The organism is Streptomyces sp. NPDC058650, assembly GCF_042717315.1.
GTDB lineage: Bacteria > Actinomycetota > Actinomycetes > Streptomycetales > Streptomycetaceae > Streptomyces.
Window position 1 is genome coordinate 1 of the sequence record NZ_JBHXRL010000024.1, and the last position, 15,525, is coordinate 15,525.

The window sequence follows — 15,525 nt, forward strand, 5'->3', positions numbered from 1 at the left end:
GGGGGGACCCTGTGGGAGAGTAGGACGCCGCCGAACAATCATTGTGGGAAAGCCCCGCACCTTATGGTGCGGGGCTTTTCTGCGTTCTGGGGCCGGTATTCCTTTCGGTGGAGTGGGCCGAAGGCGGGATGGTTGTCAGAGGCGGCCGGCTGCTTTCAGGGCGAGGTAGGCGTCCGCCATGGCCGGAGCGAGGGTCTCGGGGGAGGCGTCGACGACAGTGACGCCGTGGCGGCGGAGCTGGTCCGCGGTACGGACACGCTGGGACTGCGTCTGAGTGGCCGCGGCGGCTTCGTAGACGCCTTCGATCGTGCCGCGGGTGCCTGCCATGGCGACGATCTGCGGATCGGCGACGGAGGCCACCAGGACCGTGTGGCGCTGCGCGAGCTGCGGCAGCACCGGGAGGAGGCCCTCTTCGATCGGGGCCGCGTCGAGGGACGTCAGAAGGACGACGAGTGAGCGGCGTGGGGCGCGGGACAGGGCCGTGGCGGCGAGGCCGCGGGCGTCCGTCTCCACCAGCTCCGGTTCGAGCGGGGCGAGGGCGTTGACCACCGCGGGCAGGACGTCACTGGCGGACCGGCCCTGGACCTGGGCGCGGAGACGGCGGTCGTAGGCCACGAGGTCCACGCGGTCGCCCGCTCGGGAGGCGAGCGCGGTGAGGAGGAGGGCGGCGTCCATCGCCGCGTCCAGTCGGGGAACGTCGCCGACGCGGCCGGCCGAGGTGCGGCCGGTGTCGAGGACGATGAGGATGTGGCGATCGCGCTCGGGGCGCCAGGTGCGGACGGCGACCGCGGTCTGTCGGGCGGTGGCGCGCCAATCGATCGAGCGGGTGTCGTCACCCGGGACGTACTCGCGGAGACTGTCGAACTCGGTGCCCTCGCCGCGGGTCAGCACACTGGTGCGGCCGTCCAGTTCGCGGAGGCGGGCCAGGCGGGAGGGCAGGTGCTTGCGGCTGGTGAAGGGCGGCAGGACGCGGACCGTCCAGGGGACCTCGTGGTTGCCCTGCCGGGCGGCGAGGCCGAGAGGGCCGTAGGAGCGGACGGTGATCCGCTCGGCCCGGCGATCGCCGCGGCGGGTGGGGCGCAGGCTGGTGGTGAGGCGGCGGCGTTCGCCGGCGGGGACCGTGAGCTTCTGGCGCGAGGCGGCCTGCTCGGTGCGGGGGAGCCAGCTACTGGGCGGCCAGGCATCGCGGAGCTGGGCGCGGAGGCGGCGGCGGGACGGGTTGGTGACCGTGAGCTGCACCTCTGCCGCGTCACCGAGTCGAACGGATGTGTCACCACTTCGGGTGAATTGGAGCGTTCGTACTGGCGCGGCCAGGGCGTAGTCGCACAGAATTGCTAGTGAGAGGGGCGCGTTCACCGCGAGCATCCCCGCCCAGCTGGGGGCGAGGATGCCGACGGGGAGCGATCCGAGGGCGGCGAGCAGCGCGGTTCGTCCGGTGAGGGCCATGGGGCGCTCTTCTCAGCGGGGGACGGGGACGTGGGCGAGGATCGAGTTGATGACGGAGTCACCGGTGACTCCCTCCATCTCGGCCTCGGGCCGCAGGTGGATGCGATGACGCAGGGTGGGGAGCGCGAGGGCCTTCACGTCGTCCGGGGTGACGTAGTCCCGGCCGGTGAGCCAGGCCCAGGCACGGGCGGTGGAGAGCAGGGCGGTGGCGCCTCGGGGGGAGACCCCGAGCGTGAGCGAGGGGGATTCACGCGTGGCACGACAGATATCGACGACATAGCCGGCGATCTCGGGGGAGACCGCGACCTTGGCCACGGCGGCCCGGGCCGCTTCGAGTTCGGCGGGACCCGCGACCGGGCGGACGCCGGCGGCCTTCAGGTCGCGAGGGTCGAAGCCCTCGGCGTGCCGGGTGAGGACCTGAATCTCGTCGGTGCGTGAGGGCAGAGGGACCGTCAGCTTCAGCAGGAAGCGGTCCAGTTGGGCCTCGGGGAGAGGGTAGGTGCCCTCGTATTCGACGGGATTCTGGGTCGCGGCGACCAGGAAGGGCTCGGGGAGTGGGCGCGGGGTGCCGTCGACGGTGACCTGATGCTCCTCCATGGCCTCAAGGAGCGAGGACTGGGTCTTCGGGGGGGTGCGGTTGATCTCGTCGGCGAGCAGCAGGTTGGTGAAGACCGGGCCGGGCTGGAAGGAGAACTCGGCGGTCCGGGTGTCGTAGACCAGAGAGCCGGTGACGTCGCTCGGCATGAGGTCGGGGGTGAACTGGACGCGCTTGGTGTCGAGTTCGAGAGCAGCGGCGAGTGAGCGAACCAGCAGGGTCTTGGCGACTCCCGGGACGCCTTCGAGGAGTACGTGTCCCCGGCAGAGCAGGGCGACGACGAGACCGGTGACGGCGGGGTCCTGGCCGACCACGGCCTTCGCGATCTCGGTGCGCAGGGCCTCCAGGGAGGCGCGGGCGCTGTCCGAGTTCGTAGCGGTCTCGGGGGTCGGGGCGCTCATGAGGTGCGTACCTCTCTTTCGAGGGCGTCGAGTTGGTCCGCCAGGCGGATGAGGGTGGTGTCGTCGGCGGGAGCCGGGCCGAAGAGAAGCGTTCGGGGGTCCGCTGCGGTCTCGGGGAGACGGGCGGAGAGAGCGGAGAGGAGGTGCTCGGGGGAGTGGGCGTCCTGGACGGGGACGCCGAGGAGGGGGGCGATGCGGGTGCGGGTTGCCGTGCGGAGGACGGTGGCGGCGCGGTCGCGGGCGTTCGCCTTGCGGTAGAGGCGGGCGCGGCCCTCGGTGGTCTCGGAGGCGCGGACGGCGACGGGGAGTCGTTCGGTCACCAGGGGGCCGAGGCGGCGGCCGCGCCAGATGGCGGCGAGCAGGGCGGCGACGGCGAGTTGGAGCGTGCCCCACAGCCAGCCGGAGGGGACGAGCGCGAGGAAGTTGTCCGTGGTGTCGCCGGTAGGTACGTCGGCGGTGGCCGAGGTGTCGGCGAGGGAGGGGAGGTACCAGACGAGATGAGGCCGGGAACCGAGGAGTTGGAGGGCGAGCGAGGCGTTGCCCTGCTGGTCGAGACGGTTGTTGTAGAGGATGTCGGGCGAGCCGAGGAGGACGGTGTCGGCGGTGCCGTCGCCGGGGAGGCGGACCAGGGTCGGTCTGCCGTCGGAGGGGTAGCAGGCGTCGGCCTCGGTGCCGGGGGCGATGACGTAGCGCTCACCGCCGAGCTCGACGCCGCCGGCGCGGGTGGCGGCGGGCAGAGTGCAGGCGGGGGCGCGGTTCGCCACCGGGGTGTCGGCGGCGCTGGTGACTTCCGGGGCCAGCGTGGGGAGGGAGGCACGGCCTGCGCCGAGGAGGACGGTGCGGGCGGCCGAGTGCGTCATCAACGCGCGCAGGGCGGCTTGTTGAGACTCCGTCAGCAGGTCGGGTGTGGTGACCAGGAGGGTGGCTCGGGTGTCCATGGCCGCCGTCGCCTCGTCGAGCGTGGTGGCTGTGGTGACCGTGACGCCGCGGTCCCTGAGGAGCTCGGCTACGGCACGGCTGCCGGTGGGGTCGGCGGAACGGGGGTCGAGGGCGCCGTGGGATTCGGTGGAGCGGACCGTCGCGAGAGCGAGGCCGCCGATGAGGATCAGGGCGAGGACGAGGGCGGCGCCGCGGACGCGGGTCCAGATTTGGCGGGCGGACAGGGCGGTCGAGGTGGACTCGACGGCCGGTCGGCTCATGAGGGCGCCCCTGGGGAAGCGGTGTCGAGGGTGGGGCGGGTCCGCTCCAGGGCGGTGTCCAGTTCCTCGATGCGGCGGTACGCGGGCTCGTCGGCGGTGCGGCCGCCGTATGTCACGTCGTCGAAGGCGCGGGCCGCGAGGCGCAGGTCGTCCGCGTGGGAGGGGATTGAGCGGCTGGCTTCGGCGGCGGCCTCGTCGGCGGTGCGGCCGGGGCGGGGGTCGAGCAGGACGCGCTCTTCGAGGGAGCGGACGATGGCCCGCATCCGTTCCTGGACGGCTTGGTTCCAGTGGCCGGCGGTGGCGTGGCGGGCGGCGGCCGCGCGGTGCTCGTCCGCGGTGCGGGGGCCGTCGGCGAAGAGGGAGTCGCCGGTGGTGCCAGGCGACCGGTGGGGGGTGCCGAGTCGCCACCACAGGGCGGCGACAAGGGCGATGACGACGAGGAAGACGGCGACGAGTCCCACGGCGCCGCCTGGAGTGGCTCCGGAGGCCGCGCCGAACAGGTCGTCGACCCACTCCCAGAAGCGGTCGAGCCCGCGCTGGAGGAGGTTCGGATCGTTCGCGTGGTACATCGGCTCGGACAGCTCCCGCTCCGCCGCCTCGCGGGCGGGGATGCGGGAGCTGTCCACCGGTACGTCGCCGTCGGCGCGCAGGAGCGTGAGTGGTGCGGTCGTTCCCCCCGGGACCGTCACGGCATCAGCCCCCGGTGGTCTCGGCGCCCGGAGTCGGGCCGTAGCCGGGGAGGCCGGCGGCCCGTGCCAGTTCGAGGTCCAGGGCTTCGCGGCGGATGCGCTGGTCCACGTAGAGGAGGACCGTCACGCCGGCCGAGATCGGGTAGGTGACCGCGCTGGTGATCACGCCGCCGATGCCGGTGACGATCAGGAACGGCCAGCCGAAGGAGGTGGACGCACCGGCGAGCAGGCCGGCGAAGCCGTCGCCGTCGACCGCGATGCCGGCGATGGTGAACGGGATCGCGATGATCATGGCGAACACGAAGATCAGCAGCTGGGTGAGCATCGTGATGCCGAAGATCCGCCACCACGAGCCCTGCACGAGCTTGGCCGAGCGCTTCAGCGAGGTCATGATGCCCTGGCGCTCCAGCATCAGGGCGGGGGAGGCGAGGCTGAAGCGGATCACCAGCCAGACCATCGCCGCCGTGGCGCCGAGCCCGAAGAGCAGGATCAGGGCCGCGCCGAGGGCGCCGCCGGTCAGGAGGCCGGGCAGCAGCCCGACCAGCAGGGTGCCCGCGCTCAGTGCTGCCAGCAGCAGGGTCAGCCCCGTGAGCTGGAGCAGGCGCGGTCGGGCCTCGCTCCAGGCCTCGCGGAGCGAGACCGGGCGGCCCACGACGGCGCGGCTGATGACGACCGTCAGCAGGGCGGCGCAGAACAGGGAGGCCATCAGCGTGACGAGCAGGACCGGGCCGAGACCGATCAGGGAGTTCTCGGCCGACTGGATCGACTGCTCCAGCTTCTCGGCGGGTGTCGCGTCGGGGCTGATCGCCGGCGTCGCGGGGACGAGGTACCGCTCGGCCAGAATGCTGGCGATCTGGGAGATCACGGCGACCGTGACCGAGAAGGACAGCACGGTGCGCCAGTAGGTGCGCAGGGTCTTCACCGAGCCGTCGAGGATCTCGCCCATGCCCAGGGGGCGCAGCGGGATCACGCCCGGCTTCGCGGCCGGCGGCTTGCCCCAGTGGGTGTTCGGGGGAGGGGGCCCCCAGTTCCGGCCTGGAGCCGGGGGTGGCGTCTGGCCGGTGGGAGGGGTCCACTGACCGGCGGGCGGCTGGTCCTTGGACCACTGAGGGGTGGAACCGTTCGCGTCGGCGGGAGTGGTGGGCCGGGGGATACCGGAACCGTCCTGGCCGTCGGAGGGAGCGGATCCGGGCGAGGTCCAGCCCGGAGTGTCGTTCACGGTCGTCCACCTCGGGAAAATGGTCGCGGCGCCGGATCGGCGAACCGGCTCGGTCACGGCGGCCGACACCTGACACGGCGGCGGGCCGGGTGCCATCGTGCCACGCGGGGCCCACCTGTGGGCGGGAGCGGCCTTGTCGTTCGTACCTTTGTCCGGACCTTCATTGTCCGGCCGGTAGGCGGCACACTGTGCGAATACCCGACCAGGACGCGCGATCCGTGCGACGGCGGGCCGAGGGGAGCGCGATCCACGAGGTCGTGGCCCGGGCTGAGGGAGTCGCTGTGGGACAGGTCACGGCAGGTAACGATTGGCTAATGGGATGATGTCGATATGAAGGGACGCGTTCTTGTCGTCGACGACGACACCGCACTGGCCGAGATGCTCGGCATCGTGCTGCGGGGTGAAGGGTTCGATCCGTCGTTCGTCGCGGACGGTGACAAGGCGCTTGCCGCATTCAGGGAGGCCAAGCCTGACCTGGTGCTGCTGGACCTGATGTTGCCCGGGAGGGACGGCATCGAGGTGTGCCGGCTCATCAGGGCCGAGTCGGGTGTGCCGATCGTCATGCTGACCGCGAAGAGCGACACCGTCGATGTGGTGGTGGGCCTGGAGTCGGGGGCCGACGACTACATCGTCAAGCCGTTCAAGCCGAAGGAGCTCGTCGCCCGTATCCGGGCGCGGCTGCGGCGGTCCGAGGAGCCGGCTCCGGAGCAGCTCACCATCGGTGACCTGGTCATCGACGTGGCCGGGCACTCCGTGAAGCGGGAGGGGCAGTCCATCGCCCTGACCCCGCTCGAGTTCGACCTGCTTGTCGCCCTGGCGCGCAAGCCGTGGCAGGTCTTCACCCGTGAGGTCCTGCTGGAGCAGGTCTGGGGCTACCGGCACGCGGCGGACACGCGGCTGGTGAACGTGCACGTCCAGCGACTGCGCTCGAAGGTCGAGAAGGACCCCGAGCGCCCGGAGATCGTGGTGACCGTCCGTGGCGTCGGTTACAAGGCGGGGCCGAGCTGACATGACTACAGGCAGTACTGCTCCGGAGCCCGGGGACCCGGGAGTCCGTTCGGGGCGGGCTGCCGGACCGGGGCGGGGGGGCCCGCGTTTCGGCCGTCCGCTGGGCGGGCGGCTCCTCAACGACGGGGCACCTGGTGGACCGGTGTTCCGACTCCTCGCTCGTTGGCTCCGCCGACCGCTGCTGCCCGCTGTGCGGCTGTGGCGGCGGAACATCCAGCTGAGGGTCGTCGCGGGCACGCTCCTGATGTCTCTCGGAGTGGTGCTGCTGCTCGGGCTCGTCGTCATCGGCCAGGTCCGTAACGGGCTGCTCGACGCCAAGGAGAGGGCCGCCCAGAGCCAGGCCGCCGGCGGGTTCTCCGCCGCCCAGGACCGGGCGGCGACGACGCCGTCCGCGCCCGGCCAGCAGGCCGGCGGGCGGACCGGCGCGTCCGTGAACTGGCGCTCGACGCTCGTCGAGCAACTCGCCAGTGGCGGCCAGAGCGCCTTCAACGTGGTCGCGCTCTCCCTCGACAGCGGTGACACCGTGAGCCGTGGCGCCCGCGCCTCCGGCGAGGTCGACCCCACCACGAGCATCCCCACCGACCTGCGGCACTCCGTCGCCCAGGGCGCGAACACCTTCCAGAAGTCGACCCGGATCCACTACACCAGCGGCAAGGCGTCCGAGGCCGGGCTGGTGATCGGCAAGCGGCTGAACGACGCCGACGGCACCCCGTACGAGCTGTACTACCTCTTCCCGCTCACCCAGGAGGAGGACTCGCTCACCCTCGTCAAGGGCACCCTCGCGACCGCCGGGCTGTTCGTCGTGGTGCTGCTCGGCGCCATCGCCTGGTTCATGGTCCGCCAGGTCGTGACGCCCGTCCGGATGGCCGCGGGGATCGCCGAGCGGCTCTCGGCCGGCCGCCTCCAGGAACGGATGAAGGTCACCGGCGAGGACGACATCGCCCGGCTCGGCGAGGCTTTCAACAAGATGGCCCAGAGCCTCCAGCTCAAGATCCAGCAGCTGGAGGAGCTGTCGCGGATGCAGCGGCGGTTCGTCTCCGACGTCTCGCACGAGCTGCGCACCCCACTGACCACGGTCCGGATGGCCGCCGACGTCATCCACGAGGCCCGTGTCGACTTCGACCCGGTCACCGGGCGCGCCGCCGAACTCCTGGGCGACCAGCTCGACCGTTTCGAATCGCTGCTCTCCGACCTCCTGGAGATCAGCCGCTTCGACGCGGGAGCGGCGGCCCTGGAGGCGGAGCCGATAGACCTGCGCCAGGTCGTGCGCCGGGTCATCGGCGGCGCCGAACCCCTCGCCGAGCGCAAGGGCACCCGGATGGTCGTCCTCGGCGACGAGCAGCCCGTGGTGGCCGAGGCGGACGCCCGCCGGGTCGAGCGGGTGCTGCGCAACCTCGTGGTCAACGCCGTCGAGCACGGTGAGGGCCGGGACGTGGTGGTGAAGCTCGCCGCCGCCGGCGGGGCCGTCGCCGTCGCCGTCCGCGACTACGGCGTCGGACTCAAGCCGGGCGAGGCGACCCGGGTGTTCAACCGCTTCTGGCGCGCTGACCCCGCCCGCGCGCGCACCACCGGCGGTACGGGCCTCGGTCTGTCGATCGCCGTGGAGGACGCCCGGCTGCACGGCGGCTGGCTCCAGGCCTGGGGCGAGCCCGGCGGCGGTTCGCAGTTCCGGCTGACCCTGCCGAGGACCGCGGACGAGCCGTTGCGGGGCTCCCCGATCCCGCTGGAGCCCGAGGACTCGCGGCGCAATCGTGAGCAGGCCGCCGACGGACTCGTACAGGAGAGCGCGCGCCGCGTGGCGGTTCCGGCGCAGCCCGTCGGGGACCGGCCGTCGCTCCCCGTATCGCCGAGGCTGCCCGCACCGCCGCGAGCGACCGTCGACCTGACGGCCCTGCCCGGCAGCGGAGCCCGGGTGGTGCCGCGAGCGGCGACGGAGAGCGACGGTGGTGGGGCGAGCACGGCGACGGCCGGGGGATCCGGGAACGCGGAGCGGGAGGACGGGACACGTGGGCGCTGACTCCCGAGAGGGGCGCGCGGGGCGGGGCCGGAGCACACGGGCGGTGGTGCTCGCCGTGTGCGGCGGGCTCGTCGTCACCGGGTGCGCGACCATGCCCGACAGCGGGGACGTGGAGCCGGTCAAGGGAGCGAACCTCGGCGACTCGCAGGTGCGGGTCTACGCCGTCGCCCCGCGGGAGAACGCCCACCCGGACGATATCGTCGACGGCTTCCTGGAGGCCATGACCAGTGACGACCCCGGCTTCGCCACCGCCCGCAAATACCTGACGAAGCAGGCCGCGCGGACGTGGAAGCCGGAGCAGAGCATCACCGTGCTCACCAGCGCGCCCGACCGTGAACCGGCCGACCGCAACGCCGACCCGGACAACCAGGGCCGCGCCTACCCGCTCTCCGGCCGCAAGATCGCGACGGTGGACGCCCGCCACGCCTACCAGCCGAACAGCCCCGCCAAGTACGTCCAGTCCATCCACGTCGTGCAGCAGCCCTCCGCGGACGGGGGCAAGGAATGGCGCATCGACAGCCTGCCGTCCGGCCTGGTGCTCGGCGAGGCCGATTTCCTGCGCAACTACCGGTCGGTCAACAAGTACTACTTCGCCTCCGGGGAGGACTGGGTCGTGGCCGACCCGGTCTACATCCGGCAGCGGCAGGACCCGGTCACCCGGATGGACCCGGTGACACAGACCGTCAAGGCGCTGCTCGAAGGGCCGACGAACTGGCTGAAGTCGGCCGTCGACTCGCAGTTCCCCTCCGGTACGGAGCTGAAGGCGGGCGTCACCTCGCTGACGACGGACGACCAGTCCACGCTGAAGGTGCCGCTCAACGCCAAGGCCGAGCTGGTGAGCGGCGAGGCGTGCCGGCGGATGGCGGCGCAGCTGCTCTTCACGCTGGGCGACCTGACCTCCGTACGCGTCGAGCAGGTCGAGCTCCTGAAGCCGAGCGGGGACTCGCTGTGCCGCCTGGGCAAGGGGCAGGCGGCCGAGTTCGCGGCGGTCCGCAACACCGTGCCGGAGGAGCACCCGTACTTCCTCGACGAGCACGGCAAGCTGATGATGCTCGCGGTCCAGGGCAAGGAGGCCGACGATCCGGCCGAGCTGCCGGGGCCGTTCGGCAGCGGGACGACCCCGCTGTCCTCGGTCGCCGTCGACCACGGCGAGACCCGGGCCGCCGGGGTAGGGGCGAACGGACGCGATCTGTTCGTCTCCTCGATCACCACGGAGCAGGACCCGCTGCCGGCGGTGCTGTCGAGCAAGGCGGCCCGTCCCTCGGACCGGCTCTCGGCACCGAGCTGGGACGGCCGGGGTGACCTCTGGGTCGCCGATCGCAACCTCGCTGAGCCGCGCCTGTGGATGGTGCCGGACGGCTCCGGCGACCCCGTCGAGGTCCGTACGCCGTGGCTGGTGGAGGGCACGCGCGTGGAGGCCCTGCGGGTCTCGGCGGACGGCGTGCGGATCGCCCTGCTGGTCAAGCAGGGGGAGCGCACCACCCTGCAGATCGGCCGGGTCGAGCGGCAGAAGGCGGGGGCGGAGGCCACGGTGTCCGTCGAGGCCCTGCAGCCCGCCGCGCCGCGCATGGAGTCGGTCACGGCCGTCTCCTGGGCCGGGCCGAGCCGGCTGGTCGTCGTCGGCAAGGAGGCGGGCGGCGTCCAGCAGATCCGTTACCTCCAGACCGACGGCTCGACCTCGGCGAGCTCGGTGCTTCCGGGCCTGAACGGGGTGACCTCGGTCGCCGCGCCCAACGGCGACGGGGCACCGGTGGTGGCGAACTCCGGGAACGACGGCATCGTCCGGCTGGCGCCGGGGACGAACTGGCAGCCGGTGGTCAAGGCGGGCGCTTCGCCCGTCTACCCCGGGTAGGGGAGCGGGGAAGGCCCGGCCCGGTCTCCGGGGCCGGCCGGTTTCCGGGCTGTCAGGTCTGCGGGGCCGGCCGGTCTGCGGGCTGTCCGGTCTGCGGGCTGTCCGGTCTCCGCGGCCGTGCCGTGGGTGGATCCCGGACGGACCACCGGGTGTGACCGCGGGCCGTGTCGTACGCCGGGCCGGGAGGCGACCTGACGGACTCGGGGCGTCCGGGCGGGAATCCCCGTGCGGTCCGGCGCGCCCGGCCCGTGGGTCGCCGCGTCCCGCCGCCGTCCCGCTCACGGGAGGGGTGCGCGACCGGTTTTCCACAGGGGTGGTCCGCGGCGCCGGGAGCGCGCACAGTGGAGTCATGCGGGGGTGGTGGCGCGAGATCGCCGGGCTGGTGCTGCCGGTCGCCTGCGGAGGCTGCGGCGGGTCGCGCACCGTCCTGTGCCCGGAGTGCGCGGGCGCGCTGGCCGCGGCCGGACCGCGCAGGGTACGGCCCGCGCCCGAGCCGACGGGGCTGCCGGCGGTCCATGCCGCCGCGCCGTACGCCGGCGCCGTACGGGAACTCCTCCTCGCTCACAAGGAACGCGGGGCGCTGGCACTCGCCGGGCCCCTGGGCGGCGCGCTGGCCGCCGCTGTGGCGGCCGCTGCCGGGCCCGCCACGGGCCTCGTCTCCCCGCCGCTGCTCCTGGTACCGGTGCCGTCCTCACGGCGCTCCGTGCGGGCGCGTGGCCACGATCCGACGCGACGCATCGCGCTGGCCGCGGCCGCCCGGCTGCGGCGCGCGGGACGGGCCGCCCGGGTCGTGCCCGTACTGCGTCAGCGGCGGTACGTGGCGGACCAGGCGGGTCTCGGAGCGCGCGGGCGGCTGGCGAACCTTTCGGGCGCGCTGGAGGTCGTACCGGGTGGTGCGCGTCTTCTCGGGACCGGAAGGGTGGTTCTCGTGGACGACCTGATGACGACGGGCGCTTCGCTCGCGGAGGCGGCGCGCGCACTCGAAGACGTACACCTTCCGTTCATTCCCGGATTACCGCAGGCATGGACGGAAAGATCGCCGGAACGTTCCGCGCAGCATGGATTCGAACAGCGGCGGGCGGCTGTGATCGCATCCTCTCCCGCCTCGTTCGAAATAAACCGGAACTCGTCAGGAACTTGGATCGTTGCAGGTGGTGAGAGGTGAAAGCACCCGAACGCAGGTATGTCGCGGTAGCGGGTGCCGACACCCGTCCGAAGGGGCTATGTTCGGTTGTGAGGAATGGCGAACGCCACTGCCTCGCCGAATACATGGTTGCGCCTACAGGACAGGAGTTCAGGGCGAATTAACCTCTTGTCGATGGGGTGGGGATCTTGTCGACTGGGGAGGAGGAGGTGAAAGTCGCCAAGTCCGAGCTCCGGTAACCACCGGAGTCTGGTGCAAAGGGAGATGCCCGGCGGCCAAGGAGCCGATCAGGGCGATCCGGGAACGGAGTTCTGCGTGGACATCGTCGTCAAGGGCCGCAAGACCGAGGTGCCCGAGCGGTTCCGCAAGCACGTGGCCGAGAAGCTGAAGCTGGAGAAGATCCAGAAGCTCGACGGCAAGGTGATCAGCCTCGACGTCGAGGTGTCCAAGGAGCACAACCCGCGGCAGGCCGACAGGTCCGACCGCGTGGAGATCACCCTCCACTCCCGAGGCCCGGTGATCCGGGCGGAAGCTGCGGCAGGCGACCCGTACGCAGCCCTCGACCTCGCCAGCGACAAGCTGGAGGCCCGGCTGCGGAAGCAGCACGACAAGCGATACACCCGCCGTGGCAACGGCAGGCTGTCGGCAGCGGAAGTCGGGGACGTGGTGCCCGGCGCCGCCCAGCTCAACGGAGACGGCCAGCTGGTCGCCGACGAGTCCGACAAGGTGCCCACCACGATGATGGGCTCGATCGAGGTTCAGGGCGAAGGCCCGCTGGTGGTGCGCGAGAAGACCCACCGGGCCGCCCCCATGACGCTCGACCAGGCGCTCTACGAGATGGAGCTGGTCGGCCACGACTTCTACCTGTTCGTCGACGCCGACAACAAGCAGCCGAGCGTCGTCTACCGGCGACACGCGTACGACTACGGCGTCATCCACCTGGAGAGCGACCCGCTCGCCGAGGGCGGCGGCGCCGGCGGTGCGCTCGGCGGCTGACAGACCGCCACCGCATCACCCACATACACCTCAGGTGTCCCTCACGGTGCCCCTGGAGCGCGGTTCGCGCCCCCAGGGGCACCCCCGTGCGCTCATGGGTAACCCCGCGCGCCGCCAGGGCATGAAATCATGTCGTGTACGCCAACCGGTGCTCGTCGAGCACCGGTTGGAGGACCGGAAACGAATTCAGGCCACGGCCTTCAGGGGGAGGAACGATGGCGGACAGCTTCGGACCGGTGCTCAGGGGACGTGAGCCCTATGGCGCGGTCACTCCGGAGAGCACGTCGGAGGGATTGGATTCGGACAGCGGCGACTGCCGCAAAGAGCCGATTCGGGTCCTCGTCGTGGACGATCACGCCCTCTTCCGTCGAGGCCTGGAGATCGTCCTCGCCCAGGAAGAGGACATCCAGGTCGTCGGCGAGGCCGGTGACGGGGCCGAGGCGGTCGACAAGGCCGCCGATCTGCTGCCCGACATCGTCCTGATGGACGTGCGGATGCCCCGGCGCGGCGGCATCGAGGCGTGCACCTCCATCAAGGAGGTGGCCCCCAGCGCGAAGATCATCATGCTGACGATCAGCGACGAGGAGGCCGACCTCTACGAGGCGATCAAGGCCGGGGCTACCGGCTACCTCCTCAAGGAGATCTCCACCGACGAGGTCGCGACGGCGATCCGCGCGGTCGCGGACGGGCAGTCGCAGATCAGCCCGTCGATGGCGTCCAAGCTCCTCACCGAGTTCAAGTCGATGATCCAGCGCACCGACGAGCGCAGGCTCGTGCCCGCGCCCCGGCTGACGGACCGTGAGCTGGAGGTCCTCAAGCTCGTCGCGACCGGGATGAACAACCGGGACATCGCCAAGGAGCTGTTCATCTCCGAGAACACGGTGAAGAACCACGTGCGGAACATCCTGGAGAAGCTCCAGCTCCACTCCCGCATGGAGGCCGTGGTGTACGCGATGCGGGAGAAGATCCTCGAGATCCGCTGAGGCTCCGGCCCTGGAGATCCGGTAGCCCCGCGGGCCCCGGCCGGTCAGCTCAGGGCCCGTACCAGCTCCGGTACGAGCTCGGGGTGGTTCACACGCTCCGGGACCACGGACACCGCGTCGCAGCCGACCCACTCGGCCGCCTCGCGCAGTGCCCGCGCCACCGCCGGTACGGCCTTGGGGCCGTCCAGGGTGATCTGCCGGGCGACCAGGGTGCCGCCCTCGCGCGCCGGGTCCACCCGGCCGACCAGACGGCCTCCGGCCAGGACCGGCATCGCGAAGTAGCCGTGCACCCGCTTCGGCTTCGGCACGTACGCCTCCAGGCGGTGCGTGAAGCCGAAGATCCGCTCCGTCCGCGCCCGCTCCCAGACCAGCGAGTCGAACGGCGAGAGCAGCGTCGTCCGGTGCCGGCCGCGCGGCTCCGAGGCCAGCGCCGCCGGGTCCGCCCACGCCGGCTTCCCCCAGCCCGCCACCGTCACCGGAACGAGCCCCGACGCCTCGACCACCGCGTCGAACTGCTCCCCCTTGATGCGGTGGTAGTCGGCGATGTCCGCGCGCGTGCCCACACCCAGCGCCTCGCCCGCCTGCCGCACCAGGCGCCGCACGCACTCGGTGTCGTCCAGCTCGTCGTGGAGCAGCGCCCGCGGGACCGCCCGCTCCGCCAGGTCGTAGACCCGCTTCCAGCCGCGCCGCTCGACCACCACCACCTCGCCGTGCATGAGCGCCCGCTCGACGGCGATCTTCCCGTCCGACCAGTCCCACCACTCGCCCTTGTTCTTCGCGCCGCCCAGCTCCGTCGCGGTCTGCGGGCCCTCGGCCCGCAGCTGGTCGATCACCTTGTCGTACGCCCCGGCCGACAGGTCGTGGTGCCAGTGCGGGCGGTCGCGGTAGGCGCGGCGGCGGAACGCGAAGTGCGGCCATTCCTCGATCGGCAGGATGCAGGCGGCGTGCGACCAGTACTCGAAGGCGTGAGCGTCGGTCCAGTAGGCGTCCTCGACCGTCTTACGGCCCACGGCGCCCAGGCGCGCGTACGGGATGAGCTCGTGCGAGCGGGCCAGTACGGAGATCGTGTCGAGCTGGACCTGGCCGAGGGCGCGCAGCACCCCGCGGACCCCGGACCTGCGGTCGGGCGCGCCCAGGAACCCCTGAGCGCGCAGCGCGATCCGGCGGGCTTCGTCGGCGGACAGTTCGGCGGCGGGGCGCGGCGCAGTCGTCATGGAACGCACCCTAGGGCCCGGCACTGACAGTCACGGCTGGGTTCAGGCCTGGGGATCAGGCCTGGGGATCAGGCCTGGGGATCAGGCCTAGGGATCAGGTCTGGGGTTCAGGTCTGGGCGGGCTGCTCGCGGGCCGGGAGGTACGGCAGCGGGCTCGGCAGGCCGAAGTCCGAGGGGAGCAGGGCGCCCACCCAGCAGTCGCGCAGCGTGCCCTTGTTGACCAGGCCGGCGCGCTGGACGCCCTCCAGGGCGAAGCCGACGCGCTCGGCGACCGCGCGCGACCCGGCGTTGCCGAGCTCCGCGCGCCAGACGAGACGCGTACAGCCCAGGCCCGTGAACGCCCAGTGGGCCAGGGCCCGGACGATCTCCGTCATGTAGCCGCGGCCCCGTTGTTCCTGGCGCGTCCAGTAGCCGACCTCCCAGACCCCGGAGCCGCGGCTGGTCAGCGAGACCGCCGCGAGCAGCGGGCCGCCGGCCAACGGCTCGACGGCGAAGGTGTAGTCCGAGTCCTCGCGCCAGCCGTCGGGCACGAGCCGGTTCAGGAAGAACTCGGCGTCCTGCCGGGTGTACGGGTCCGGGACGACCGTCCAGCGCCGAATGTCCGGGTCCTGGCAGATGTCGTAGACGGCGTCGGCATCGCCGGGGACGAAGTTCCGCAGGCGCAGTCGGTCCGTGGTGAGGGTGATCGGCTCCATGCCTGGATTGTGGTGAGCCGCCCGACCGGAAGCGAACACTTTTCGGGTGGGGCGGCACCTTCCGCCC

The 15,525-nt window shown here is 72.1% G+C and carries 12 protein-coding genes and 1 pseudogene; 6 read left to right on the top strand and 7 right to left on the bottom strand.

From position 1 onward, the window contains the following. Positions 1–135 precede the first annotated feature (135 nt). Genes ACFWWU_RS31410 through ACFWWU_RS31430 form a run of 5 tightly spaced genes read right to left on the bottom strand, consistent with a single transcriptional unit; the run spans position 136 to position 5,549 of the window. A complete protein-coding gene (locus tag ACFWWU_RS31410; protein ID WP_384150556.1) occupies positions 136–1,446 on the bottom strand; it encodes a DUF58 domain-containing protein in 1,311 nt (436 codons plus the stop codon). Positions 1,447–1,458: 12 nt separating this feature from the next. Continuing rightward, positions 1,459–2,442: an AAA family ATPase gene (locus tag ACFWWU_RS31415; RefSeq protein ID WP_384150559.1), complete on the bottom strand. Its 984-nt coding sequence runs from the start codon at positions 2,440–2,442 to the stop codon at positions 1,459–1,461. Further along, positions 2,439–3,641 (bottom strand): DUF4350 domain-containing protein, encoded by a 1,203-nt coding sequence (locus ACFWWU_RS31420; protein ID WP_384150562.1) that lies wholly within the window; start codon positions 3,639–3,641, stop codon positions 2,439–2,441. The genes ACFWWU_RS31415 and ACFWWU_RS31420 overlap by 4 nt, the downstream gene beginning before the upstream one ends. Then, positions 3,638–4,330, bottom strand: a complete 693-nt coding sequence (locus ACFWWU_RS31425; protein WP_384150565.1) for a DUF4129 domain-containing protein — start codon at positions 4,328–4,330, stop codon at positions 3,638–3,640. The genes ACFWWU_RS31420 and ACFWWU_RS31425 overlap by 4 nt, the downstream gene beginning before the upstream one ends. A gap of 4 nt (positions 4,331–4,334) precedes the next feature. After that, positions 4,335–5,549, bottom strand: a complete 1,215-nt coding sequence (locus tag ACFWWU_RS31430) for a hypothetical protein (protein WP_384150568.1) — start codon at positions 5,547–5,549, stop codon at positions 4,335–4,337. Positions 5,550–5,879: 330 nt separating this feature from the next. Here ACFWWU_RS31430 and mtrA point away from each other — a divergent pair, with 330 nt between their 5' ends. The 6 genes and pseudogenes from mtrA to ACFWWU_RS31460 form a co-directional block, all read left to right on the top strand. Next, on the top strand, positions 5,880–6,557 hold the full coding sequence (mtrA, locus tag ACFWWU_RS31435; protein WP_024758631.1) for a two-component system response regulator MtrA: 678 nt from the start codon (positions 5,880–5,882) through the stop codon (positions 6,555–6,557). Between the two features lies 1 nt (position 6,558). Beyond that, complete coding sequence (mtrB, locus tag ACFWWU_RS31440; protein WP_384150572.1) at positions 6,559–8,574, top strand: MtrAB system histidine kinase MtrB; 2,016 nt, start codon at positions 6,559–6,561, stop codon at positions 8,572–8,574. After that, the gene (locus ACFWWU_RS31445) at positions 8,564–10,426 is read left to right on the top strand and encodes an LpqB family beta-propeller domain-containing protein (protein WP_384150574.1); all 1,863 of its coding nucleotides are present in this window, start codon (positions 8,564–8,566) and stop codon (positions 10,424–10,426) included. Before mtrB ends, ACFWWU_RS31445 begins: the two co-directional genes overlap by 11 nt. 349 nt (positions 10,427–10,775) lie before the next feature. Further along, complete coding sequence (locus ACFWWU_RS31450; protein WP_384150577.1) at positions 10,776–11,591, top strand: ComF family protein; 816 nt, start codon at positions 10,776–10,778, stop codon at positions 11,589–11,591. Positions 11,592–11,885: 294 nt separating this feature from the next. After that, complete coding sequence (gene hpf, locus ACFWWU_RS31455) at positions 11,886–12,566, top strand: ribosome hibernation-promoting factor, HPF/YfiA family (protein WP_317595863.1); 681 nt, start codon at positions 11,886–11,888, stop codon at positions 12,564–12,566. A gap of 314 nt (positions 12,567–12,880) precedes the next feature. Beyond that, a pseudogene (locus tag ACFWWU_RS31460) lies at positions 12,881–13,549 on the top strand (response regulator); the annotation flags it as partial. 44 nt (positions 13,550–13,593) lie between these two features. On the opposite strand, the gene ACFWWU_RS31465 reads toward ACFWWU_RS31460, so the two are convergent. Next, positions 13,594–14,763 carry a winged helix-turn-helix domain-containing protein gene (locus tag ACFWWU_RS31465; RefSeq protein ID WP_384150580.1) on the bottom strand — a complete coding sequence of 390 codons (1,170 nt, stop codon included), beginning with the start codon at positions 14,761–14,763 and terminating at the stop codon, positions 13,594–13,596. Positions 14,764–14,870: 107 nt separating this feature from the next. Further along, complete coding sequence (locus ACFWWU_RS31470) at positions 14,871–15,458, bottom strand: GNAT family N-acetyltransferase (RefSeq protein ID WP_384150582.1); 588 nt, start codon at positions 15,456–15,458, stop codon at positions 14,871–14,873. Positions 15,459–15,525 lie beyond the last annotated feature (67 nt).

Bases quoted from the DNA above. Each gene is read 5' to 3' on its own strand.
- mtrA (WP_024758631.1), top strand. From the start codon at position 5,880: ATGAAGGGACGCGTTCTTGTCGTCGACGACGACACCGCACTGGCCGAG.
- ACFWWU_RS31420 (WP_384150562.1), bottom strand. From the start codon at position 3,641: ATGAGCCGACCGGCCGTCGAGTCCACCTCGACCGCCCTGTCCGCCCGC.
- ACFWWU_RS31450 (WP_384150577.1), top strand. From the start codon at position 10,776: ATGCGGGGGTGGTGGCGCGAGATCGCCGGGCTGGTGCTGCCGGTCGCC.
- ACFWWU_RS31410 (WP_384150556.1), bottom strand. From the start codon at position 1,446: ATGGCCCTCACCGGACGAACCGCGCTGCTCGCCGCCCTCGGATCGCTC.
- ACFWWU_RS31415 (WP_384150559.1), bottom strand. From the start codon at position 2,442: ATGAGCGCCCCGACCCCCGAGACCGCTACGAACTCGGACAGCGCCCGC.
- ACFWWU_RS31470 (WP_384150582.1), bottom strand. From the start codon at position 15,458: ATGGAGCCGATCACCCTCACCACGGACCGACTGCGCCTGCGGAACTTC.
- mtrB (WP_384150572.1), top strand. From the start codon at position 6,559: ATGACTACAGGCAGTACTGCTCCGGAGCCCGGGGACCCGGGAGTCCGT.
- ACFWWU_RS31465 (WP_384150580.1), bottom strand. From the start codon at position 14,763: ATGACGACTGCGCCGCGCCCCGCCGCCGAACTGTCCGCCGACGAAGCC.